Consider the following 22,655-nt stretch of genomic DNA (forward strand, 5'->3'; position numbering starts at 1 on the left):
CCTTTCCCTTCGAGATTGGCATGGGCCGACCCCACACGGCTTGGCCGGATCAGCGGCCTCCGACGGCTGAACCCTCACCCTCTACTAGAGGCTTAGAGTTATGTCAACCACTGATCTCTTCGGGGCAACGTATGCGCCGCCGCGCCAGGAGCCAAGGACCTGTTCCGGCGTGTCGCGACCGAGCGACAGGGGACACAGCGTCCGCTCGCTGAGCCGCCGGTCACTCGAACGTGACCACGTCCGGCGCGCTGACGTCGATCCGGTCCGCCTTGCGGCTCAGCAACGCGGTCGCCACGGTGGACTTGTCCGCGCCCCGGGAGGCGTCGCCCCAGAACACCTGACGCTCGCCGCGCAGCTGCAACGTGATCCGGGCCAGGCCGGCCACGTCCACCGCGACCAGCTCCGCGCGCAGCTTCTCCCCCAGCGCGGCGAGCACCGCCAGCCCGGCCCGCGTACCCGGATCGTCCGGGCCCGGCCGGGCCACCTTGACCAGCGGCAACCCGTCCGGCGCCCGGTCCAGGCGCTGGAAGACCACGCCCGAGCCGTCCACCACCACGAACCCGTCGCCCTGCGGCACCGCCGCCACCGCGGTGCGCTCCCGTACCCGGATCACCAGCGTGCCCGGCCACTCCCGCTCGACAGTGGCGCTGGCCACCGGCGGCAGCGTGCCGACCCGGCGGGCGGTCGCGGCCAGGTCCACCCGGGCCAGCGGCTCGTTGTCCGGCACCGCCGCGGCGTCGCGGATCTGCACCGGCGTGACCAGCCGCGCGCCGACCACCCGCACCTCGCGTACGCCGAACAGGCCGGTGCCGAGCACCGTCCACGCCACCAGGCCCACGACGGCGAGCACCGCGGCGGCGACCGCCCACGGCAGCGCGGCCCGCATCCGCCGCTGCCGGGCCCGGGCCATGAACCGGCGGGCCGACGGCGGCACGGCGTCCGCGTTGGCCCGCACGAGCTGCCAGCGCCGCACCGGGCTGCGCCGGCCACCTCCGCCGTCCGGGCCGGGGGTACGGCCGCGGGCCGGACCGGGACTCATCCGGCGGTGGCCGCCGCGCCGTCCGGGCCGACGCCGGCGTCCAGCCCCGTGCCGCCCGAGCGGGCCAGCAGGGCGTCGAGCAACTGGTCACCCATCAGCGAGATCGGCGGCGCGCCCATGGTCACCACCACGTCGCCGGCCCGGGCCCGGCGGGCCACCTCGGCCGGCACGTCGTCCCACGCCTCGACGAACACCTTGCGCTCGTCCGGCAGCGGCACGTCCTGGATCAGCGCGGCCGAGCCCTCGCCGGGGCGGCGCGTCTCGCCGGGACCGAACACCTCCAGCAGCACCACCTCGTCGGCGATGCCGAGGGCGGCGGCGATCTCCGCCTGGTTGTCCCGGGTCCGGTAGAGCCGGTACGGCTGGAACACCACGATCAGCCGGCCGTCGCCGGCCACCTCGCGCAGCGTCTGCAGCGCCAACGTCATCGAGGTCGGGTGGTAGGCGTACTCGTCGTAGACCAGCACACCGTCGGCGACGCCCTTGCGCTCGAAGCGGCGCCGCACGCCGGGGAACGCGCCGAGCGCGGCCTCCGCCGCCGGGACCGGCAGCTCCAGCAGGTACGCGGCGAGCACCGCGGCGGCGCTGTTGAGCGCCATGTGCCGCCCCGGTACGGGCAGCCGGAACTCGCCGAACGCCCGGCCCTCGATCTCGGCCTGGTAGCGCACCCCGTGCGCGGACGAGACGACGTCGCTCATCCGCAGGTCCGCGTCGGCGGACTCGCCGTACGTCCAGACCCGGCGGCCCTCGGTGCGCAGTGTCTCGGCCAGCCGCCGCCCGCCCGGGTCGTCGGCGCAGGTGACCACGAACCCCGCCGGGTCGGTGAGCCGGGCGAACTCGGCGAACGCCGCCTCCAGCGTGGCCAGGTCGCCGTAGGTGTTGAGGTGATCCGCCTCGATGTTCGTGATGATCGACACGAACGGGCGGTAGATGAGGAAGGAGCGGTCGCTCTCGTCCGCCTCGACCACGAAGTGCTCGCCGGTCCCGTGGTGCGCGCCGGAGCCGACCTCGGAGATCTCGCCGCCGATCACGAAGGACGGATCGGTGCCGGCCTGCTGGAGCACCATGGTGACCATCGAGGTGGTGGACGTCTTGCCGTGGGTGCCCGCCACCGCCACCGTACGGCGGCCGGTCATCGCCGCGGCGAGCGCCTCGGACCGGTGCAGCACCCGCAGGCCCCGCCGGCGCGCCTCCACCATCTCCAGGTGGTCCTGCGGGATCGCCGAGGAGTAGACGACCGTGTCCACGCCGTCGAGGTTGGACGCCTCGTGGGTGGAGTGGATGGTGCCGCCGAGCGCCCGCAGGCCGGCCAGCGACGGCCACTCCCGCAGCTCGCTGCCGGAGACCGGCAGACCCCGGGTGAGGAACAGCCGGGCCAGCCCGGCCATCCCGACCCCGCCCACGCCGATCAGATGGATCCGGCCCAGGTCCTCCGCCGTCATGGTGCCGGCGGGCGTGAACTGCGCGGTGTTCATCAGACGTACCTTCCCGTCGCGGTTTCCCTCATCAGCGGGCCACCGCCTCGTAGACGAAGTTCAGCAGCGCCACGTCGCCGTCGCGGCGGCCGTAGCCGGCTGCCGCCTGGCTCATCGCCCAGAGCCGCTGCGGGTCCCGGATCAGCGGGATCACCGTCCGCTCCACCCAGGCCGGGGTCATCTCGGCGTCGTCGACCAGCAGACCGCCGCCCGCCTCCACCACCGGCAGCGCGTTGCGCTTCTGCTCCTGGTTGCTGTGCGGGTAGGGCACGTAGACGGTGGGCAGTCCGATCGCGGCCACCTCGGCGCAGGTCATCGCGCCGCCCCGGGCCAGCATCAGATCGGCGGCGGCGTAGCCCAGCTCCATCTCGGACAGGTACGGCAGCGTGACGTACGGCACCGGCAGGTCGGTGGGCACCGAGACCGGCTCGTTGCGGGCGCCGATGACGTGCAGCACCTGCACGCCGTTGCGGGCCAGTTCCTTCGCCGCGCCGGACACGGCCAGGTTGATCGAGCGGGCGCCCTGCGAGCCACCGGCGACGAAGAGCACCGGCAGGTCGGGACGGAGTCCGAAGTGGGCGCGGGCGGCGTCACGCAGGGCGGCCCGGTCCAGCCCGGCGATGCCCCGGCGCAGCGGCACGCCCACCACCCGGGCGTCGCGCAGCGCCTCGGCCTGGGCCGGCTGGTGCGGGAAGCCCACCGCGACGTTCTTGGTGAACTTCATCCCGAGCCGGTTCGCCACGCCCGGCGGCACGTTCACCTCGTGGATGACGATCGGCAGCTCCCGCCGCCACGCGGCCAGGTAACCGGGCACCGAGACGTACCCGCCGAAGCCGACCACGGCGTCGGCCTGGACCTCGTCGATCACCTTGCCCGCGGCGCGGGCCGCCTTCCACATCCGGTCCGGGGTGCGCACCAGGCTCATGTTCACCGACCGGGGAAGCTGGTACGCCGGGATCTGCCGCAGGTCGTAGCCGGCCGGCGGGATCAGCTCGTTCTCCAGCCCCTTCGGTGTGCCCAGACAGGTGATCCGGACGCTCGGGTCGTGTCGGCGCAGGCAGTCGGCGAAGGCGAGCAGCGGGTAGATGTGCCCGCCCGTACCCCCTCCGCAGAGCACCACCGAACGCAGCGGACCCATCAGCGTCTCCTCTCGCTCGCCGCGCCGGTGCGCGCCCGGTCGGATCGGGCGCCGCGGGGCGCGGCCTGATCGTCCTGCCGCCGCTGCCGGGACCGGGGCACGGACCCTCGGTCGGCCGGCGGCGACGCCGGCTTGCGGCGCCGGCCGGGAAGCGGCGGCAACGGGGCCCACACTAGTCGGACCCATCGGGCGGGCGGACGGGCATGCAGCGCTCGCGCGGCGTCCGGCTCGGCGCGGGCGAACGAGGCGAGCATGCCGACCGCGGCGAGCGTCACCACCAGGGCGCTGCCGCCGTCGGAGATGAACGGCAGCGGTACGCCGGTCAGCGGCAGCAGCCCGGTCACGCCACCGATGTTGATGACCGCCTGGCCGACCAGCCAGGCGGTCACGCCGGCGGCGGCGAGCCGGCGGAACGGGTCCTCGACCCGGCGGGCGATGCGCAGCCCGGTGTACGCGAGCACGGCGAACAGCACCAGGATCACGGTGCAGCCGACCACGCCCAGTTCCTCCGCGACGATGGCGAAGATGAAGTCGTTGTGCGCCTCGGGGAGCCAGTTCCACTTCAGCGAGCTCTGGCCCAGGCCGACGCCGAACCAGCCGCCGTTGCCGATCGCGTAGCGGGCCTGCACGAGCTGGTAGCAGTTCGGCAGCTCCTGCTCGAAACACGTGCGCGGGGAGGGCGGGTCGAGCCACATGGTGAGGCGGCCGAGCCGGTAGTTGTCGGCGCCCCGGGAGCCGGAGCCGGCGCCGAGCGAGGCCGCGGCCACCAGCAGGCCGATGCCGGCCAGGCCGATCGCGGTGAGCGCGGCGAAGACCCGGGTCCGTACGCCCGCCGCCCAGAGCATGCCGACCACGAGCGCGAGCAGGCACAGCATGCTGCCCAGGTCGTTGTAGCCGACCAGCACGAACAGCAGGCCCACCACCGGGAACAGCGGCGTGGCCAGTTCCTTCCACCAGCCCAGCACCGCGCCCTTGCGGGCCAGCACGTGCGCCGCCCACAGCACCAGCGCGAACTTCGCCACCTCGACCGGTTGCAGCGAGATCGGGCCGAGCGAGAGTGAGAGGAGTTCGGCCCGCAACGGCCCGATCGACGTCACCCCGAACAGCGAGCCCATCGCGACGAGCAGGTTGAGCAGGAGCAGCAGCGCGACCGCCACCCCCAGCGCCGGGCGGCTGACCGCCCGGAACGTGCGCGCGGGCAGCCGCTGGCAGGCCCAGAACGCGCCGATGCCGATCACCGCGAACACGGCCTGCTTGGTCAGCGACGCGGACGCGTCGCCGCCCTCGGCGAAGTCCTTCACGCTGGTCGCGGAGAAGACCATGGTGAGGCCGATCAGCAGCAGCAGTCCGACGCTGGACAGCAGCAGGTAGTACGAGGCCAGCGGCCGGGCCAGCAGGCCACGCAGCGCGGCCAGCCCACCGGCCGGATCCCAGCGCGCCGCCGGCGGTTCGGCCGGAGGCGTGGCCGCCGGCGCACGGCGGGCCGGCGGGTCGCTGGTCACCTGGATGTCTCGTCCCTCCCCCACAGGCCCATCATTGCCGCTCGCCCCGCCCGCCCGTGGCGCAACCGCCCGGTCGGCGTGTCGGATCTGAAGGAAGGGCCCCTTATTAACAGACGTCTGTTAATAAGGGGCCCTTCCTTACACCTAGCTGACCGCGGCGAGGAACTCGCTGTAGAACAGGCCCAGCGCGATGGCCACGCCGATGCCGGCGATGATCCAGAACCGGACCACGATGTTGACCTCGCTCCAGCCGGCCAGCTCGAAGTGGTGCTGCAACGGCGACATCCGGAACACCCGCTTGCCGGTGGTACGGAAAGAGATGATCTGGATGACCACCGACATCGTGATGATCACGAACAGGCCGCCCAGGATCGGCAGCAGCAGGATCGTGCGGGTGGACATCGCCATGCCGGCGATCAGGCCGCCCAGCCCGAGCGCGCCGGTGTCACCCATGAAGATCCGCGCCGGGGACGTGTTCCACCACAGGAAGCCCACGCAGGCGCCCGCCGCCGCGCCGGCGATCAGCGCGATCTCCAGCGGATCGCGCACGGTGTAGCAGTACGCCTCGGTGTAGTTCGGGTCGGCGCACCAGTGCCGGTACTGCCAGAACGCGATGAGCGCGTACGCCGCGAGCACCATCACCGAGGCGCCGGTGGCCAGGCCGTCCAGGCCGTCGGTGAGGTTGACGCCGTTGGTGGCGGCCATGACCACCATGATGATGACGATCACCGAGCCGATCTTGCCGATCTCCAGCGCCGGGATGTCCCGGATGAAGCTCAGCGTGGTGCTGGCCACCGTCTCGGTGTTCGTCGCGTTGCCGCCGGCGTCGGTCATGCTCGACGGGAAGTAGACCGCCACCGCGCCGAAGACCGCGCCGACCAGGATCTGCCCGGCCAGCTTGCCCCGCTTGTTGAGGCCGCCGCTGTGCCGCTTGCGCACCTTCAGGAAGTCGTCGATGAAGCCGACCGCGCCGGAGAACACCATCAGCCCCAGCAGCACCAGCGCCGTGATCGTCGGCTCGACCTGGGCGATCTGCGCGTCCGGCAGCGTGGTCAGGGCCAGGTGCCCGGCGACGTACGCGATGACAGTGGCCAGGATGAAGACCACGCCGCCCATCGTCGGCGTGCCCTTCTTGCCCTCGTTGCTGGCGAGCCCGAGGTTCGACCGGATCGGCTGGCCGGCCTTCAGCCGGGCGAACACCTTGATCGCGATCGGGGTGCAGAACAGCGAGATCAGGAACGCGACCCCGATGGCGACGATGACCGCCCTCATGCGGCGCCGCCCTCCGTCGCACCCTCGCGGGCGTCCGCGCGCAGCGCGTCGGCCACCTCCCAGGTCCGGTACCGGGAGCCCTTCACCAGCACCACGTCTCCCGGACGCAGCTCGCTCCGCAGCACCTCGACGGCCGCCGCCTGATCGCTGAGCAGCACCGACTCTCCTCCCCAATTGCCTACCGCTGTCGCGCCCTCGTGGATCGGCGCCGCCGGCTCGCCCACCACGAGCAGCCGGTCCACTCCCAGCTCGGCCGCGAGCCGGCCGACCTGCTGATGCCCCTGAAGTTCGAAGTCACCCAGCTCGGCCATGTAGCCGAGCACCGCGACCGTACGCCCCTCGCCGCGCATGCTGGCCAACGCCCGCAGCGCCACGCCGGTGGAGGCCGGGTTCGCGTTGTACGAGTCGTCGATCACGGTCACCCCGTCGGGGCGCTCGAAGACGTCCATCCGCCGGGTGGAGACCAGGCCCAGCTCGTTCAGCGCCGCCGCCAGGTCGGGCAGTGGCAGGCCCAGCTCGCGCCCGACCGCCGCCGCGGCGAGCGAGTTGGAGACCTGGTGCCGGCCGGTCAGCCCGAGCCGCACCGGCGCGCTCCCCTCCGGGGTGACAAGCGTGTACGAGGGCCGGCCCCGGCCGTCGAGCGTCACGTCCACGGCGCGCACGTCGGCGCGCTCCGACTCGCCGTACCGCACCACCCGGGCCTGCGTACGCGTCGACATCGCGTCCACCCGCGGGTCGTCGGCGTTGAGCACCGCCAGCCCGTCGGACGGCAGCGCCTCGACCAGTTCCCCCTTGGCCAGCGCGATGGCCTCCACCGAGCCGAACTCGCCCAGGTGCGCCACGCCGACGTTGAGCACCACCGAGATCCGGGGCGGCACCACGTCGCACAGGTACCGGACGTGCCCCACCCCGCGGGCGCCCTTCTCCATCACCAGGAAGCGGGTCTCCGGGGTGGCCTGCAGCGCCGTGTACGGGTGCCCCAGCTCGTTGTTGAACGAGCCGGGCGGGGCCACCGTCGGGCCGAGCCGGACCGCGACCTGGGCGATCAGGTCCTTGGTGGTGGTCTTGCCGGACGAGCCGGTCAGCCCGATCACGGTCAGGCCGGGCAGCCGGTCGACGACGGCGCGGGCCAGCCGGCCCATCGCGTCGAGCGCGTCGCCGACGAGCACCATCGGCACGCCCGGCACCTCCCGGGTGCCGAGCACCGCCACCGCGCCCGAGGAGATCGCGCCGGCCGCGTAGTCGTGGCCGTCCACCCGCTCGCCGGGGAAGGCCACGAACAGGCCGCCCCGGCTCACCTTGCGGGAGTCGAACTCGACGGTGCCGGTGACCCGGGCGTCCGGGTCGGCGCCGACGAGCCGGCCGTCGACGGCGGTGGCCACCTCGGCCAGCGTCAGCGGGATCACCGCTGACCCACCAGGTCACCGAAGCGGGCGCGCAGCGCCGCCGCCAGCTCCACCCGGTCGTCGAACGGCAGCACCTCGCCGCCGATCTCCTGGCCGCGTTCCTGGCCCTTGCCCAGCACCGCCACCACGTCACCCGGTTCGGCCACCCGGACCGCCTCCTCGATCGCCGCCCGCCGCCCGGGCACCTCGATGACGCGGGCCGGGGTCGCGGCGGCGTACGCGCCGGCCAGCACCTCGGCCCGGATCGCGGCCGGGTCCTCGGTCCGCGGGTTGTCGTCGGTCACCAGCACCACGTCGGCGCCGCGCGCGGCCACGCCGCCCATCACCGGCCGCTTGCCCCGGTCCCGGTCGCCGCCGGCGCCCAGCACGCAGATCAGCCGGCCGCCGGTCAGGTCGCGCAGCGCGGTCAGCACCGCCTCGATCGCGTTGGCCTTGTGCGCGTAGTCGACCACCCCGCGTACCGGGGCGTCGCCGCTGACCAGTTCCAGCCGCCCGGGCACGCCGCCGCAGGCGGCCACGCCGCGCGCCGCGGTCTCCGCGTCCACCCCGACGGCGACCAGGAGCGCGACGGCCAGCAGCGCGTTCGCCACGTTGTGCCGGCCGGGCAGCGCCACCCCGGTGGGCAGCGCGAGCCCGTCCGGCCCGTGCAGGGTGAAGCGCTGCGCGTACCCCTCGCCGTCGATGCCCTCGGCCCACCAGGTGGCGTCCGGGTCGCCGGCTGCCGAGTAGGTGACCGTGCCCGGCTTGTACAGCGGGCGCAGCGCCGGGTCGTCGTGGTTGAGCACCTCGACCCGGCAGCGGCCGTCGAACAGCCGGGCCTTGGCCGCGAAGTAGTCCGCCTCGTCGGCGTGGAAGTCCAGGTGGTCGGAGCCGAAGTTGGTGTAGCCGCCGACGTCGAAGCGGACGCCGCCGACGCGGCCCATCGCCAGGGCGTGGCTGGACACCTCCATGACCACGGTGTCCACCCCGTGCTCGCGGGCCACCGCGAGCATGGCGTGCAGGTCGGTGGCCTCCGGGGTGGTCCGGACGCTGTCGATCACCAGGTCGCCGAGGCGGGTCTCCACGGTGCCGATCAGGCCGGTGACGCGCCCGGCGGCGCGCAGCCCGGACTCGACCAGGTAGCTGGTGGACGTCTTGCCGGCGGTGCCGGTCACGCCGATCACGGTCAGGCCGGCGGTCGGGTCGCCGTAGACCGTCGCGGCCACCTCGCCGAGCGCCTCGCGCGGGTCGTCGACGACGAGCACGGGCAGGCCGGCGCCGGCGGCCAGCGCCACGCCGGCCGGGTCGGTGAGCAGGGCCACCGCGCCCGCCTCGGCGGCGGCGGCGGCGAACTCCGCGCCGTGGCGCCGCGCGCCGGGCAGGGCCGCGTACAGGTCGCCGGGGCGGACCTCCTGGCTGGCGTGGGTCACGCCGGTGACAGCCACCTCGGCGGCCCCCTCCGGCGGGGTCACCGCCACGCGGGCGGCGAGGTCGCCGAGCCGTACGGGACGCACGGTGGCGGGACGTGGATTGCCGGGCACGGCGTCAGACCCTACCCGGTCGTCCGGTTCCGACCGCACAGCCGCCCCGGTGGTTCGTCGCCACTCACCGATGATGTCCCGCCGTCCCGGCTCAGCGCGGAAAGACCTCGAACTTCGGGGACTTGTTGGTCAGCGACGGAGGCACCCGGTAGTGGCGGAGAGTGAAGCCCATCATCTCCCGGAACGCGGGCGCGGCCACCGCGCCGCCACCGCCGCCGGGGCTCCACACGAAGACCGCCACCACGTACCGGGGGTTCTCCGCCGGGGCCATGCCGATGAACGAGCCGACCTCACCGGGCTGCTGCTTGCCGTTGTCGTAGCGCAGCCCGGTGCCGGTCTTGCCGGCCACCCGGTAGCCGGGCACAGCGGCGGCCAGCCCGGTGGCCTGCCCCTCCGGGCCGTCGACGGTGGTGACCGCCTCCATCATCCGGCGCAGCGCGGCCGCGTTCGCGGGGCTGAGCACGGACCGGGTGGTCGGCGTCGCGGCGGGGCTGCGTGTGCCGTCCGCGCCGATCGTCTCCTTGACCAGGTGCGGCTGCACGTACGTGCCGTTGTTGGCGATGGCCGCGTACGCGGCGGCCATCTGCAGCGGCGTGGCGTCCACGCTGTGCCCGATCGGCACCGACCCGTACGCCGAGCCGCTCCACTGGTCCGGCGGGAGCAGCCGGCCGGCCGCCTCACCCGGCATGCCCTCGCCTGTCACCTGGCCCAGCCCGAACCGCTTCTGGTAGTCGAAGAGCCGTTCCTTGCCCAGCTTCTCGCCGATCTCGATCGTGCCGACGTTCGACGAGAAGGCGAGCATGCCGGGGATGCTCATGGTGCGGCCGTCGACCGGGTGGGTGTCGCGGAAGGTGACCCCGCCCCGCTCGATGGTGTTGGCGACCGGGAACGCGGTGTCCGGGGTGATCACGCCCTCCTGGAGCGCCGCGCCGAACGTGATCGCCTTGTGGATCGAGCCCGGGTCGACCACGAACGTGGTGGCCGCGTCGTCCCGGTCCGACGGCGAGGTGACCTTGGTGGGGTTGGCCGCGTCGTACGTCGGCTGGCTGGCCTGGGCCAGCACCTCGCCGCTGGGGATCTCGATGATCACCGCAGCGCCGACGCTGCCCTTTACCTTCTCCGTCTGCTTCGCCAGGATCCGCTGCGTCATGAACTGCAGGTCCCGGTCGACAGTGAGTTGCAGCGAGCTGCCCGGCTTCGGCTGGGTGGTCCGGCTGTAGCCGCCCGGGATGGGCGCGGCCAGGTCACCCTGGCCCACCTCGTAGGTCCGCTTGCCGGCCTGTCCCCGCAGCACGTCGTCGTACCTGGCCTCCAGCCCCTCCAGGCCGTTCATGTCCTGGCCGACGAAGCCGAGCAGGTTCGCGGCCAGGTCTCCGCCGGGCACCTCGCGCCGCTCGTCCCGGTGCACGTTGATGCCGGCCAGGTCGAGTGCCATGATCCGCTTCGCGGTGCCGATCTCGACGCCCCGGGCCAGGTAGACGAACTGCAACGGGGTGTCGGTGCCGGGCAGGTTGCGCTCGCGCATCTTCTCGGCCAGGTCCGAGGCGGGCACGCCGAGCAACGGGGACAGCGCCCGTGCGGTGGCGGCGCGGTCCTTGACCCGGGTCGGGTCGGCGAACACGTACCGGGCCTCCACACTGTGCGCCAGCGGCTCACCGTTGCGGTCGAGGATCGCCCCGCGCGGGGCCGGCAGCTCGACCACGGCGAGCCGGTTGGGCAGGCCGCCGTCGGCGTACGCCGGGGTGTCGACGGTCTGGAGGTAGACCAGCCGCACGCCGATGCTGGCGAACAACGTCAGCGCCAGCAGCGTGCCGAGGCGCAGCCGCCGGCGCGGGTCCCCCAGCCGCGGGGGCCGGCGCGGCTTGCGGACCGGTCGGCGCGGCTGGGCGGCGGGACGGCGCGGCTGGGACCGGCGGCGCGGCGGCGGCGCGTCCTCCTCGTCGTCGAACGGCTCCCGCACGGGCCGGGACGAGACGGTCCGCACCACGCCGGCCCGGCCGCCCGCGGCGGTGGCCCGGCGGCCGGTCCGGGCGCCGTCACCCGTGGGCTCGCGCGTGCCGGCACGCCCGGCCCGGCCGCCGTCGAGCACCTGCAACGCGGGCCGGAACGGGTCGCCGGACCGGGTGCTGCGGGGGGTACGCCGTTGCTCGGCGCCGCCGCCCTCGCGCACGGTCCGTCCGCGTGGGGTGTACGCCCGGGCGTCGGAGATCCCGCCGAGACCCGGCTCGCGCGGCTCCGACCCCCGCGACGATCCGCGCCGGGAGCCCGTGGCGTCCCGGCGCGGATCCTCCGATCTCGGCGGCACCGCTCAGCCTCCGTTGCCCTGCTGGCTGGTGACCGACGGGGCGCCCTGGGCGGGGTGCGGCACCCCGATGGTCTGCCCGTCCGGCAGCCGGATGTAGGCCGGGTCCTCGGACTCGACCAGGCCCAGCTTGCGGGCGTTGGCGGTCAGGTTGCCGGGCGCCTTCTGGTTGGCGATCTCCTTCTTGAGCTCCTGCTCGTCCACGTCGAGCTTGGCCTGCTGCTGCTGGAGCCTCTCCAGCTTGAAGGCGTTCTCATTGATCTTGGTGTTGACGGCCAGGATGCCCAGCACCCCACCGACCACGAGAACCAGGATCAGTGCGACGAAAGGCGCCCGGGGCACCCGGATCGGCGCCGGCGGGGCGACCCGCAGGCGCGGCGCCGGCGTGCCGGTGACCCGGGTCCGCTCGGCCGGCCGCAGAGCGGCGCTGCCCTGCGTCGGGAACTCGCGCGCCCCCCGGGCGCGAGTGTCCTCCCGGCGGTCGGTCGCCGTCGTGGCCCGCGTGGTGCGCTGCGCCGCGGTCCGGCCCCCCGACCGCGGTGCGCGCTGCCCGACGGCTCCCCGGCCGTCGCGCTTCTCGACGTTCATGTCCCCTCCCCCTCTTCGTCCGTCCCGATCCCGTCCCCCGGAGCCGACGCGGGGTCCGTCCCGGACCCCGGTGACCCCGTCCCCGGTTGGTGCATCGCCTTCACCCGGCGGCGGTACCGTTCGCGGTCGGTACGCCCCTGCCGGGCCGCCTCCGGGTCGAGCCGTTCCGCTGCCCGCAGCCGCACCGAGGCGGCGCGCGGGTTCGCGGCCACCTCCGCCTCCCCGGGCAGCTCGGCGCCCCGGCTCAACAGCCGGAACGTCGGGCCCGACCCGGGCAGTTCGACCGGGAGGTCGACCGGGCCCTTGCTGCGGACCCGGTCGGCGAGCGCGTGCTTGGTGAGCCGGTCCTCCAGCGAGTGGTAGGACAGGACCACCATGCGGCCGCCCACTGTGAGCTTGTCCAGAGCGGCCGGCAGCGCTGTCTCCAGCGCTGCCAGTTCTCTGTTTACCTCGATCCGTAAAGCCTGAAACGTTCTCTTTGCCGGGTGTCCGCCAGTTCGTCGGGCTGGCGCCGGAATGCTCTCCCGGACCAGCTCGGCCAGCCGGGCCGACGACGTGATCCGGGCCCGCTCCCGTTCCCGGATGATCGCCGAGGCGATCTTCCCGGCGAACTTCTCCTCGCCGTACACCCGCAGCAGGCGGGCCAGGTCCGGGTGGGAGTAGGTGTTGACCACCTCCTCGGCGGTCACCCCCCGGGTCTGGTCCATCCGCATGTCCAGCGGCGCGTCCTGCGCGTACGCGAACCCGCGGTCGGGCGCGTCCAGTTGCAGCGACGAGACGCCCAGGTCGAACAGCACCCCGTCGATCGCCGGGTAACCGAGCCGGTCGAGCACCTCGGGCAGCTCGTCGTAGACGGCGTGCTCCAGGTGGATCCGGTCGGCGAACCGGGCCAGGCGGACCCGCGCGTGGGCGAGCGCCTCGGTGTCCCGGTCCAGGCCGATCAGCACCGTGTCCGGATGCGCCGTGAGCACCGCCTCGGCGTGCCCGGCCAGGCCGAGCGTGGCGTCGACGTGGACGGTGCGACCGGGCCGGCCCAGTGCGGGGGCCAGCAGCTCGAGACACCGCTCGAGCAGCACCGGCACGTGCGTGCCGCGTAGCTCCCCCATCTCGACCCCCACCCCGTTCGCCAACCGTTCCGTCACGTGTCCGTCGTCGCCACGACGCCTCGCCATACCGCCAGATCCCCATCCGCTCCCGCCCGCCGGAGGCCGCGGCCCTCCGTGTCGGATCGTGCGCCTGGCACCGGGGAAGGGGTGCCAGGAACTCGAAAGCGGCTGGAGATCTCGCAGTACGTCGGGCGCCGTCACGCCCTACAGACCGCCGGGCAGCACCCCCTCCTCGATGTCGGCGAAGTCGTCTTCGCTCTCCGCGAGGTAGGCCTCCCAGGCCGCCTTGTCCCAGATCTCCACCCGGGTGCTCGCTCCGATCACGACCAGATCCCGGTCCAGTGCCGCGTACGACCGCAGGTGGCCGGGTATGGTGACCCGCCCCTGCTTGTCCGGCACCTCGTCGTGCGCGCTGGCGAAGAAGACCCGGCTGTAGGCCCGGGCCGCCTTGCTCGTCATCGGCTGCGCGCGCAACTGGTCGGCGATCCGCTGGAACTCGGGCATCGGGAAGACGTAGAGGCAGCGCTCCTGCCCTTTGGTGATCACGACACCCCCCGCCAGTTCGTCCCGGAACTTCGCCGGCAGGATCAACCGGCCTTTGTCGTCCAGGCGCGGAGTGTGGGTGCCGAGGAACATCGGCCCAACCCCCTCGCCCTGAGCGGCGTTCGCGGCGCCGCTGACCCCCCGGGCCGGTGTGGCCCTCCCGGCCTCACCATCGCGCCCCACTCTACTCCACTTCCCTCCACCTGCAACCAGAATCGCCCGCGCGGCGTGGCGTTTCCGCGCGCAAAACCGCACGTCAACGCGGGTGGGGCGGAGTGGAGGGGGTGGGGCGCGCCCGGCACCGTCCGCTACCCGACATCGACCGACGCCGTCCGGCCCCGCGCGCTCCACCCGTCCGCCGGAACGTCCCCGGCCGAACGGTTCGCCGTCGGCGGCGATCTGGTGGAGGTGGCGGTCCGGTAACCTCGCTCGCGTGACGGACGCGAAGATGCCCTTGCGGGCAAAGGTGGCCAGCTCCGTGTCGCGCACCGCCGCGGCACTGTCGCGGGCCGCGGGCCGTGGCGACGGCTCGGTGATCGGCGGCTGGATCGGCCTCAAGATCGACCCGGACCTGCTCGCCCACCTCTCGGCCGGGCGCGCCATCGCCCTGGTGTCCGGCACCAACGGCAAGACCACCACCACCCGGCTCACCACCGCCGCGGTCGGCGTGCTGGGCCGGGTCGCCACCAACTCCTTCGGCGCGAACATGCCCACCGGCCACACCTCGGCGCTCGCCAAGGCCGGCAGCACGCCGTACGCGGTGCTGGAGGTGGACGAGCACTACCTCGCCCAGGTGCTGGAGGCGACCGAGCCGCACGTGGTGGCGCTGCTCAACCTCTCCCGCGACCAGCTCGACCGCGCCAAGGAGGTCGCCATGATGGCGCAGCTCTGGCGCGCCGCCCTGGTCCGGCACCCGCGGGTACGGGTGGTCGCCAACGCCGACGACCCGATGGTGGTGTGGGCCGCCACCCCGCCGGCCGACCCGGCCCAGGGCCACGTGCCGCCGCACGTCACCTGGTTCAGCGCCGGGCAGCGCTGGCACGACGACTCCTGGGTCTGCCCCGAGTGCGGCTCCACCATCCAGCGCTCCGGTGAGCAGTGGTGGTGCACCGGCTGCCCGCTGCGCCGCCCCGAGCCGAACTGGACGGTCGAGGACGACGGCGTGCTCGACCCCACCGGCGCCTGGCACAAGATCCAGCTTCAGCTCCCCGGCAAGGTCAACCTCGGCAACGCGGCCACCGCCCTGGCCGTCGCCGCCGAGTTCGGCGTACGCCCGGTAGACGCGGTCTCCCGGCTCGGCACCGTCACCTCGGTGGCCGGGCGCTACGCCCAGGTGAACCGCGACGGGCGCAACATCCGGCTGCTGCTGGCGAAGAACCCGGCGAGCTGGCTGGAGGCGTTCGACATGGCCGACGTCGCGCCGACACTGCTGTCCATCAACGCCCGCGACCCCGACGGGCTGGACACGTCCTGGCTGTTCGACGTGGACTTCTCCCCGCTGACCGGCCGGCAGGTGCTGATCACCGGCGACCGGGCGTACGACCTGGCGGTGCGGCTCGAGGTCAACGGCGTGCCGTTCCAGCACGTCCGCAGCTTCGACGAGGCGGTCCGCGCGGTGCCGCCGGGCCGGCTGGAGGTCATCGCCAACTACACCGCCTTCCAGGACATCCGAGCGGAGCTGGACCGTGTCAACTGAGAGCCTGCGCATCGTCTGGATCTATCCCGACCTGCTGTCCACCTACGGCGACCGGGGCAACGCGCTGATCCTGGCCCGCCGGGCCCAGCTGCGCGGCATGCCGGTCGAGGTGCTGGAGGTCCGCTCCGACCAGCGGCTGCCCGCCACCGCCGACATCTACCTGCTCGGCGGCGGCGAGGACGGCCCGCAGGCGCTCGGCGCCCAGCGCCTGATCGCCGACGGCGGCCTGCACCGGGCGGTGGCCCAGGGCTCGGTGGTGTTCGGCGTCTGCGCCGGCTACCAGTTGCTCGGCACCTCCTTCTTCGCCAAGGGCACCCAGTGCGCCGGCCTGGAGCTGCTCGACCTCTCCTCCGACCGCGGTCCCACCCGGGCCGTCGGCGAGCTGGCCGGCGAGGTCGACCCGCGGCTGGGCATCCCGCACCTGTCCGGGTTCGAGAACCACGGCGGCCGTACCCACCTCGGCCCCGGCGTGTCCCCGCTGGCCCGGGTCACCACGGGCGTCGGCAACGACGGCGCCACCGAGGGCGCGTGGCGGGGCAAGCTGCTGGGCACCTACTCGCACGGCCCGGCGCTGGCGCGCAACCCCGACCTGGCCGACCTGTTGCTGCGCTGGGCGACCGGCATCCACCAGCTTCCGCCGCTCGACGACACCTGGGCCGACCGGCTCCGCTCCGAACGCCGCACCGCGGTGGCCGCCGCCCCGAGGCCGTGACCGACGCCGCCCGGCCGGGGCGGCGACCGGTGGCCCGCCGGCTCGCCGGGTTGCTGCGGCAGCCCTCGGCGCGCCGGTTCGGGCTGCTCCTGCTGCTGCTCGCCGGGTTCGGCGTGACGCTGCTGCTGGTGCCGCGGCCGGATCCGGCCGACCTGCCCCGGCTCGCCGACTCGCTCGGCGGCTACGGCCCGCCCGCGGCGGTTCTCGGCGGCGCGCTGCTGCTGGTGGCTCTGGTGCCGCGCACGTTCGTCACGCTGGCCGCGGGCGCGATCTTCGGCCCGGTGCAGGGCGCCGCGTACGCGCTCGGCGCGGCGCTGCTGGCGGCGGCCCTCGGCTTCACGGTGGGGCGGGTGCTCGGGCGCGACTTCGTCGCCGAGCGGGTACGCGGCCGGCTGGCCCGCCTCGACGGCTGGTTCGCCCGGCAGAGCGTCTTCGGCGTGATCACCGTCCGGCTGCTGCCGATCGCCGGGTTCGGCCTGGTCAGCTACGGCTACGGCACCACCGCCGCCCGGGTGGGGCCGTTCCTGGCCGGCAGCGTGATCGCCTCCGCCCCCACCGCCATCGGTTACGCGGCGATCGGCGCGGCGGTGACCACGCCCGGGTCGATCAACTGGTACGCGGCGGCGCCTGCGAGCCTCGGCCTGATCGCCAGCGTGCTGATCGTCCACCGCTGGTGGCGGGCCGAACGGCGACGCCGCGCGACCTGACCGGCGGGTGGGCGTGTCCCGCGTGTGGACACGCCCACCCGCCGGGTCAGACGACGACCGAGACCATCCGGCCCTTCACCACGATCACCTTGCGCGGCTCCTTGCCGGCCAGCGCGCCGGCCACCGCCTCCAGCGCCGCCGCGCGGACCGTCTCCTCGGACGCGTCGGCCGGCACCTCGATCCGGCCCCGGACCTTGCCGTTGACCTGCACCGGGTAGGTGACCGACTCGGCCACCAGCAGGGCCGGGTCGGCGACCGGGAAGTCCGCGTACGTCAGGGATTCCTCGTGACCCAGCTTGCGCCACAGTTCCTCCGCCATGTGCGGGGCGAACGGGGCGACCATCAGCACCAGCGGCTCGGCCACCTCACGCGGCGTCTCCGCCAGCCGGGTCAGGCCGTTCGTCAGCTCGATCAGCTTGGCGATGGCGGTGTTGAACCGGATCCCGTCCATGTCGGCGCGGACCCCGTCGATCGCCTTGTGCAGCAGCCGCCGGGTCGCCTCGTCGGCCGGCGCGTCGGTGACCCGCAGCTCCCCGGTCTGCTCGTCGACGACGGTGCGCCAGACCCGCTGCAGGAACCGGTACGAGCCGACGACGGCCCGGGTCTCCCACGGGCGGGACACCTCCAGCGGGCCCATCGACATCTCGTACACCCGGAACGTGTCGGCGCCGTACGCCGCGCACATGTCGTCCGGGGTGACGACGTTCTTCAGCGACTTGCCCATCTTGCCGTACTCGCGCCGGACCTCGGTCTCGCCGTGGAACCAGCGGCCGTCGACCTCGACGACCTCCTCGGCGGGCACGTACGCGCCGCGCGGGTCGACGAACGCGTACGCCTGGATCATGCCCTGGTTGAACAGGCGGCGGAACGGCTCGAACGACGAGACGTGGCCCAGGTCGTACAGCACCTTGTGCCAGAAGCGCGCGTACAGCAGGTGCAGCACGGCGTGCTCGGCGCCGCCGACGTACAGGTCGGTGCCGCCGCAGTCACCCGGACGCTGCGGCCCCATCCAGTACGCCTCGTTCTCCGGGTCGGCGAAGCGCTGCGAGTCGGTCGGATCCAGGTAGCGCAGCTCGTACCAGCAGGAGCCGGCCCACTGCGGCATCACGTTGGTCTCGCGGGTGTAGCGCTTGGGCCCGTCACCCAGGTCCAGCTCCACCTCGACCCAGTCGCGCCGCCGCGACAGCGGGGTCTCCGGGTTGCTGTCGGCGTCGTCGGCGTCGAACGTCTTCGGCGAGAAGTCCTCCACCTCGGGCAGCTCGACCGGCAGCATCGACTCGGGCAGCGCGATCGGCGCGCCGGTCTCGTCGTACACGATCGGGAACGGCTCGCCCCAGTAACGCTGCCGGGAGAACAGCCAGTCGCGCAGCCGCCAGGTGACCGCGCCGGCGCCGTGTCCGTTCGCCTCCAGCCACTCGATGATCCGCGCCTTGGCCTCGGTGACGCCCAGGCCGTCCAGGTCGATGCCGCGCTCCGGCGCGGCGCTGTTGATCGCCGGGCCGTCCCCGGTGTACGCCTTGCCGGCGAAGCCCTCCGGCGGCTGCACGGTCCGCACGATCGGCAGCTCGAAGACCTCGGCGAAGTCCCAGTCCCGCTCGTCCTGCGCGGGCACCGCCATGATCGCGCCGGTGCCGTACCCGGCCAGCACGTAGTCGGCGATGAAGATCGGGATCTGCCCGCCGGTCACCGGGTTGGTCGCGTAGGCGCCGACGAAGACGCCGGTCTTCTCCTTGCTGTCCGCCTGCCGTTCCATGTCCGTCTTGGCCGCGGCGGCCTTCCGGTACGCCTCGACGGCCTCACGCGGGCTCGCGTGCCCGCCGGTCCAGGCGTCCTTCGTCCCCTCCGGCCAGGCGGCCGGCGTCAGCACGTCGACCAGCTCGTGCTCGGGGGCCAGCACCATGTAGGTGGCGCCGAAGACGGTGTCCGGCCGGGTCGTGAACACCCGCACCGGCGCGGCGGCGGTCGGGAAGTCGATGTGCGCGCCGGTCGACCGGCCGATCCAGTTGCGCTGCTGCAGCTTGATCGGCTCCGGCCAGTCCAGTGTGTCCAGGTCCTCCAGCAGCCGGTCCCCGTACGCGGTGATCCGCATCATCCACTGCTTCAGGTTGCGCTTGAAGACCGGGAAGTTGCCGCGCTCGGAGCGGCCGTCGGCGGTGACCTCCTCGTTGGCCAGCACGGTGCCCAGCCCCGGGCACCAGTTGACCGGCGCCTCCGAGACGTACGCCAGGCGGTGGTCGTCCACGACGCGCCGCCGCTCCCCCACGGACAGCTCGGCCCACGGCCGCCCGTCCGGGGTGGCGCGGGTGCCGCCCTCGAACTCGGCGATCAGCTCGGCGATCGGCCGGGCCTTGCGTGCGTCCGTGTCGTACCAGGAGTTGAAGACCTGCAGGAAGATCCACTGCGTCCAGCGGTAGAAGTCGGTGTCGATGGTCGCCACCGACCGCCGCTCGTCGTGGCCCAGCCCCAGCCGGCGCAGCTGCGCCCGGTACCGCTCGATGTTCGCCTCGGTGGTGGTGCGGGGGTGGGTGCCGGTCTGCACCGCGTACTGCTCGGCGGGCAGGCCGAACGCGTCGAAGCCCATCGCGTGCAGCACGTTGCGCCCGGCCATCCGCTGGTAGCGGGCGTAGCAGTCGGTGCCGATGTAGCCCAGCGGGTGGCCGACGTGCAGGCCGGCGCCGGAGGGGTACGGGAACATGTCCAGCACGTACAGCTTCTCGGCGCCCGCGCGCGGATGACCCGGGTCGGCCAGCGGGCCGGTCGGGTTCGGCGCGTGGAAGGTGCCGTCCCGCTCCCAGGTGTCCTGCCAGCGGTGTTCGATCTCGTCGGCCAGTGCGGCGGTGTACCGGAACGGGGGAATGTCGGTCGCCGGTGCGGCTGCCTCACTCATGGCGTCTCCTCGGCGCGGATCGGGCGATTCGAAAAATTGTGGGCGGTCTGCTGCGGGCACAAAAAAGCCCCTCGCGCAGGAGGGGCGGCCGTGCTGTCGCGCGTTCAGCGCATCAACACGGCTCGGTAAGAAGCAGGAAGAACCCGGCCATGCAGGCAGTGTACCTCGCAGCCCTCGGCGGCGGCGCGCCCGTTCCGCCCGGAGCGGCCGGTCCCCCGGTCCGGCGAATATTCCGGGCGTAACCGACCGACCACCTGCGGGAGTCGGCAGTAACGACAAACATGGTTAGCCTGAGAGGCCAGTGAGATTACTGCGGCAGACGTGGCTCGGCGTCGCGAACCCAACGGCGGGTCCAGGTGCTCTATAAAGAGCTGCCGTCCAGGCGACGAGGAGGAGGCCCGTGACACAACAGACCTGGGACGAGGTGGGCGGTCTGCTGCCGCACGACGAGTTCCGCGCCGCCAGCGAGGCCATCGTGGCCAACATCGAGCAGGTCATCGAGGGCAAGACCGCCACCGTCCGGCTCGCCCTGGCGGTGCTGCTGGCCGAGGGCCACCTGCTCATCGAGGACGTGCCCGGCGTCGGCAAGACCAAGCTCGCCAAGGCGATGGCCCGGTCCATCGACTGCTCGGTCCGGCGGATCCAGTTCACCCCCGACCTGCTTCCCAGCGACGTCACCGGCGTGAGCGTCTACAACCAGGAGACGCACGACTTCGAGTTCCGCCCCGGCGCGGTCTTCGCCAACCTGGTGGTCGGCGACGAGATCAACCGGGCCTCGCCGAAGACCCAGTCGGCGCTCCTGGAGTGCATGGAGGAGCGCCAGGTCACCGTCGACGGCGTCACCTACCAGCTGCAGACGCCGTTCATGGTGATCGCGACGCAGAACCCGATCGAGATGGAGGGCACGTACCCGCTGCCCGAGGCGCAGCGCGACCGGTTCACCGCCCGCATCGCCATGGGCTACCCGGACCCGCGCGCCGAGTTGGCCATGCTCGACGGGCACGGCGCCACCGACCCGCTGTCGGGGCTGCGGCCGGTCTCCGACGCGGCCACCGTCCGCCGGCTGATCGGTCACGTCCGGCAGGTGCACGTCGCCGACGCGGTCAAGCAGTACGCGATCGACCTGGTCACCGCCACCCGGGAGGCGCCGGACCTGCGCCTGGGCGCATCCCCGCGGGCCACGCTCCAGCTGCTGCGCACCGCCCGCGCGGTGGCCGCCCTGGAGGGCCGCGACTACGTGCTGCCGGACGACCTCCAGGTCCTCGCGGTGCCGGTGCTGGCGCACCGGATCATCCCGACCGCCGACGCCCAGCTGGCCCGGCGCACCACCGACGCGATCGTCTCCGAGCTGGTGCACCGCCTGCCGCTCCCGCACGACCGGCAGCGTTCGCCGTACGACACCCGCCCCGGCGGCGGCAACAACGGCCGCGGGCCGTACGAGCCGCGGAGGCCGTGACGTGCGCGACGGCCTGCGTGGGCTGACCACCCGCGGCCGCTCCTTCCTGGCGGCCGCGGTGGCCGCGGCGATCTCCGCCGGCATCCTGGGCGAGAAGGACCTGCTCCGGGTGGCGGTCCTGCTCGCCGTCCTGCCGCTGCTGGCCGCCGCGTACGTCGGGCGCAGCCGGTACAAGCTGGCCTGCAACAGGTCGCTGGAGCCGCACCGGGTGCCGGTCGGGGCCAGCTCCCGCGTGGTGCTGCGGCTGCAGAACCTGTCCCGGCTGCCCACCGGCACGCTGCTGCTGGAGGACCGCCTGCCGTACGCGCTGGGCAGCCGCCCCCGGGTGGTGCTGGAGCGGCTCGGCGCGCACCAGGCCAGCTCCGTGGCGTACACCGTCCGGGCGGACGTGCGCGGCCGCTACGAGGTGGGCCCGCTGGTGATCCGGCTGACCGACCCGTTCGGGTTGTGCGAGCTGACCCGCTCGTTCCCCAGCACCGACCACCTCACGGTGATCCCGCAGGTCACTCCGTTGCCGTCGGTGCGGCTACCAGGCGAGTACGCCGGCAGCGGCGACAGCCGGGCCCGCTCGGTAGCGGTACACGGCGAGGACGACGCCGCCACCCGGGAGTACCGGATGGGCGACGACCTGCGCCGCGTGCACTGGAAGTCGACCGCCCGCACCGGCGAGCTGATGGTGCGCCGCGAGGAGCAGCCGTGGGAGAGCCGCGCCACCGTCGTGCTGGACACCCGGGCCGCCGGGCACCGGGGCGAGGGACCGACGGCGAGCTTCGAGTGGGCGGTCTCGGCGGCCGCCAGCATCGCCGTGCACCTGCGCCAGGCCGGCTACAAGCTGCGCCTGGTCACCGGCAACGGCGCCGACGTCGCGGCGACCGAGGCCGGCGGTGAGGGCCTGCTCCTGGACCAGCTCGCCGACGTGCACCTGGACCGGCGCGGCGAGATCACCACGCTGGTGCAGCAGGTCCGGCAGCGGGCCGACGGCGGCCTGATCATCGCGTTGCTCGGCACGCTCGGCGCCGCCGAGGCGGAGCTGCTGGCCGGGCTGCGCGGCAACGGGGCGACCTGTGTGGCGTTCCTGCTCGACAGCAACACCTGGCTGAACCTGCCGCCGAAGGCCCGCACCGAGGCGGAACGGGCGCACGGCGCCGCCGCGCTCGCGCTGCTGCAGAGCGGCTGGCGGGTCATCGGGGTGGAGCACGGCAGCCGTCTGCCGGTGCTGTGGCCGCAGGCCGGGCGCGGATCGCAGGGATTCGCGCTGCGGGCGGCCCTGGCCGAGACGGTCGCCGGAGGCATGCGATGACCGGAA

Annotated in this window: 17 protein-coding genes; 5 read left to right on the forward strand and 12 right to left on the reverse strand. The window is 73.6% G+C overall.

Translation table 11 applies throughout. The annotated features are described in order from the left end of the window. Positions 1 to 220: 220 nt before the first annotated feature. The 11 genes from DQE82_RS09910 to mraZ all read right to left on the reverse strand — a co-directional run bounded on the left by DQE82_RS09910 (position 221) and on the right by mraZ (position 13,984). Complete coding sequence (locus DQE82_RS09910; RefSeq protein ID WP_069089027.1) at positions 221 to 1,039, reverse strand: cell division protein FtsQ/DivIB; 819 nt, start codon at positions 1,037 to 1,039, stop codon at positions 221 to 223. Next, on the reverse strand, positions 1,036 to 2,514 hold the full coding sequence (murC, locus tag DQE82_RS09915; protein ID WP_113972529.1) for a UDP-N-acetylmuramate--L-alanine ligase: 1,479 nt from the start codon (positions 2,512 to 2,514) through the stop codon (positions 1,036 to 1,038). The genes DQE82_RS09910 and murC overlap by 4 nt, the downstream gene beginning before the upstream one ends. Positions 2,515 to 2,545: 31 nt before the next feature. After that, positions 2,546 to 3,652 (reverse strand): undecaprenyldiphospho-muramoylpentapeptide beta-N-acetylglucosaminyltransferase, encoded by a 1,107-nt coding sequence (gene murG, locus DQE82_RS09920; protein ID WP_043329477.1) that lies wholly within the window; start codon positions 3,650 to 3,652, stop codon positions 2,546 to 2,548. Further along, entirely contained in the window at positions 3,652 to 5,067 is a 1,416-nt protein-coding gene (locus tag DQE82_RS09925; protein WP_176722845.1) for an FtsW/RodA/SpoVE family cell cycle protein, read from the reverse strand. Before DQE82_RS09925 ends, murG begins: the two co-directional genes overlap by 1 nt. Positions 5,068 to 5,298: 231 nt before the next feature. Continuing rightward, positions 5,299 to 6,426 (reverse strand): phospho-N-acetylmuramoyl-pentapeptide-transferase, encoded by a 1,128-nt coding sequence (gene mraY, locus DQE82_RS09930; RefSeq protein WP_043329473.1) that lies wholly within the window; start codon positions 6,424 to 6,426, stop codon positions 5,299 to 5,301. Further along, on the reverse strand, positions 6,423 to 7,832 hold the full coding sequence (murF, locus tag DQE82_RS09935; RefSeq protein ID WP_043329471.1) for a UDP-N-acetylmuramoyl-tripeptide--D-alanyl-D-alanine ligase: 1,410 nt from the start codon (positions 7,830 to 7,832) through the stop codon (positions 6,423 to 6,425). Before murF ends, mraY begins: the two co-directional genes overlap by 4 nt. Further along, positions 7,829 to 9,391 carry a UDP-N-acetylmuramoyl-L-alanyl-D-glutamate--2,6-diaminopimelate ligase gene (locus tag DQE82_RS09940; protein ID WP_187694459.1) on the reverse strand — a complete coding sequence of 521 codons (1,563 nt, stop codon included), beginning with the start codon at positions 9,389 to 9,391 and terminating at the stop codon, positions 7,829 to 7,831. Before DQE82_RS09940 ends, murF begins: the two co-directional genes overlap by 4 nt. Positions 9,392 to 9,443: 52 nt before the next feature. Beyond that, on the reverse strand, positions 9,444 to 11,657 hold the full coding sequence (locus DQE82_RS09945; protein ID WP_064445225.1) for a penicillin-binding protein 2: 2,214 nt from the start codon (positions 11,655 to 11,657) through the stop codon (positions 9,444 to 9,446). Positions 11,658 to 11,660: 3 nt separating this feature from the next. After that, the gene (locus tag DQE82_RS09950) at positions 11,661 to 12,242 is read right to left on the reverse strand and encodes a hypothetical protein (RefSeq protein ID WP_043329466.1); all 582 of its coding nucleotides are present in this window, start codon (positions 12,240 to 12,242) and stop codon (positions 11,661 to 11,663) included. Continuing rightward, a complete protein-coding gene (rsmH, locus tag DQE82_RS09955; RefSeq protein WP_043331095.1) occupies positions 12,239 to 13,348 on the reverse strand; it encodes a 16S rRNA (cytosine(1402)-N(4))-methyltransferase RsmH in 1,110 nt (369 codons plus the stop codon). The genes DQE82_RS09950 and rsmH overlap by 4 nt, the downstream gene beginning before the upstream one ends. A gap of 204 nt (positions 13,349 to 13,552) precedes the next feature. After that, complete coding sequence (gene mraZ, locus DQE82_RS09960) at positions 13,553 to 13,984, reverse strand: division/cell wall cluster transcriptional repressor MraZ (protein ID WP_013287610.1); 432 nt, start codon at positions 13,982 to 13,984, stop codon at positions 13,553 to 13,555. A 355-nt stretch (positions 13,985 to 14,339) separates the two neighbouring features. Between mraZ and DQE82_RS09965 the strand changes: the two genes are divergently transcribed. The 3 genes from DQE82_RS09965 to DQE82_RS09975 are packed head-to-tail and all read left to right on the forward strand — an operon-like array spanning position 14,340 to position 17,006. Further along, a complete protein-coding gene (locus tag DQE82_RS09965) occupies positions 14,340 to 15,587 on the forward strand; it encodes a MurT ligase domain-containing protein (RefSeq protein ID WP_064446416.1) in 1,248 nt (415 codons plus the stop codon). Then, positions 15,577 to 16,299: a type 1 glutamine amidotransferase gene (locus DQE82_RS09970; protein WP_043329464.1), complete on the forward strand. Its 723-nt coding sequence runs from the start codon at positions 15,577 to 15,579 to the stop codon at positions 16,297 to 16,299. The genes DQE82_RS09965 and DQE82_RS09970 overlap by 11 nt, the downstream gene beginning before the upstream one ends. Positions 16,300 to 16,328: 29 nt before the next feature. After that, positions 16,329 to 17,006, forward strand: a complete 678-nt coding sequence (locus tag DQE82_RS09975) for a TVP38/TMEM64 family protein (RefSeq protein ID WP_369830121.1) — start codon at positions 16,329 to 16,331, stop codon at positions 17,004 to 17,006. Positions 17,007 to 17,052: 46 nt separating this feature from the next. Here DQE82_RS09975 and leuS read toward each other — a convergent pair whose 3' ends face one another. Continuing rightward, entirely contained in the window at positions 17,053 to 19,893 is a 2,841-nt protein-coding gene (gene leuS / locus DQE82_RS09980; protein ID WP_069089023.1) for a leucine--tRNA ligase, read from the reverse strand. 400 nt (positions 19,894 to 20,293) lie between these two features. Here leuS and DQE82_RS09985 point away from each other — a divergent pair, with 400 nt between their 5' ends. Both DQE82_RS09985 and DQE82_RS09990 read left to right on the forward strand, forming a co-directional pair. After that, entirely contained in the window at positions 20,294 to 21,349 is a 1,056-nt protein-coding gene (locus DQE82_RS09985; protein ID WP_043329458.1) for a MoxR family ATPase, read from the forward strand. Position 21,350: 1 nt separating this feature from the next. Further along, a complete protein-coding gene (locus tag DQE82_RS09990; RefSeq protein WP_030500230.1) occupies positions 21,351 to 22,649 on the forward strand; it encodes a DUF58 domain-containing protein in 1,299 nt (432 codons plus the stop codon). Positions 22,650 to 22,655 lie beyond the last annotated feature (6 nt).

It is taken from the genome of Micromonospora sp. LHW51205, from assembly GCF_003315815.1.
Taxonomy (GTDB): Bacteria; Actinomycetota; Actinomycetes; order Mycobacteriales; family Micromonosporaceae; genus Micromonospora; species Micromonospora chalcea.

Bases quoted from the DNA above. Each gene is read 5' to 3' on its own strand.
- DQE82_RS09910 (WP_069089027.1), bottom strand. From the start codon at position 1,039: ATGAGTCCCGGTCCGGCCCGCGGCCGTACCCCCGGCCCGGACGGCGGA.
- murC (WP_113972529.1), bottom strand. From the start codon at position 2,514: ATGAACACCGCGCAGTTCACGCCCGCCGGCACCATGACGGCGGAGGAC.
- murG (WP_043329477.1), bottom strand. From the start codon at position 3,652: ATGGGTCCGCTGCGTTCGGTGGTGCTCTGCGGAGGGGGTACGGGCGGG.
- mraY (WP_043329473.1), bottom strand. From the start codon at position 6,426: ATGAGGGCGGTCATCGTCGCCATCGGGGTCGCGTTCCTGATCTCGCTG.
- DQE82_RS09950 (WP_043329466.1), bottom strand. From the start codon at position 12,242: ATGAACGTCGAGAAGCGCGACGGCCGGGGAGCCGTCGGGCAGCGCGCA.
- rsmH (WP_043331095.1), bottom strand. From the start codon at position 13,348: ATGGGGGAGCTACGCGGCACGCACGTGCCGGTGCTGCTCGAGCGGTGT.
- mraZ (WP_013287610.1), bottom strand. From the start codon at position 13,984: ATGTTCCTCGGCACCCACACTCCGCGCCTGGACGACAAAGGCCGGTTG.
- DQE82_RS09965 (WP_064446416.1), top strand. From the start codon at position 14,340: ATGCCCTTGCGGGCAAAGGTGGCCAGCTCCGTGTCGCGCACCGCCGCG.
- leuS (WP_069089023.1), bottom strand. From the start codon at position 19,893: ATGAGTGAGGCAGCCGCACCGGCGACCGACATTCCCCCGTTCCGGTAC.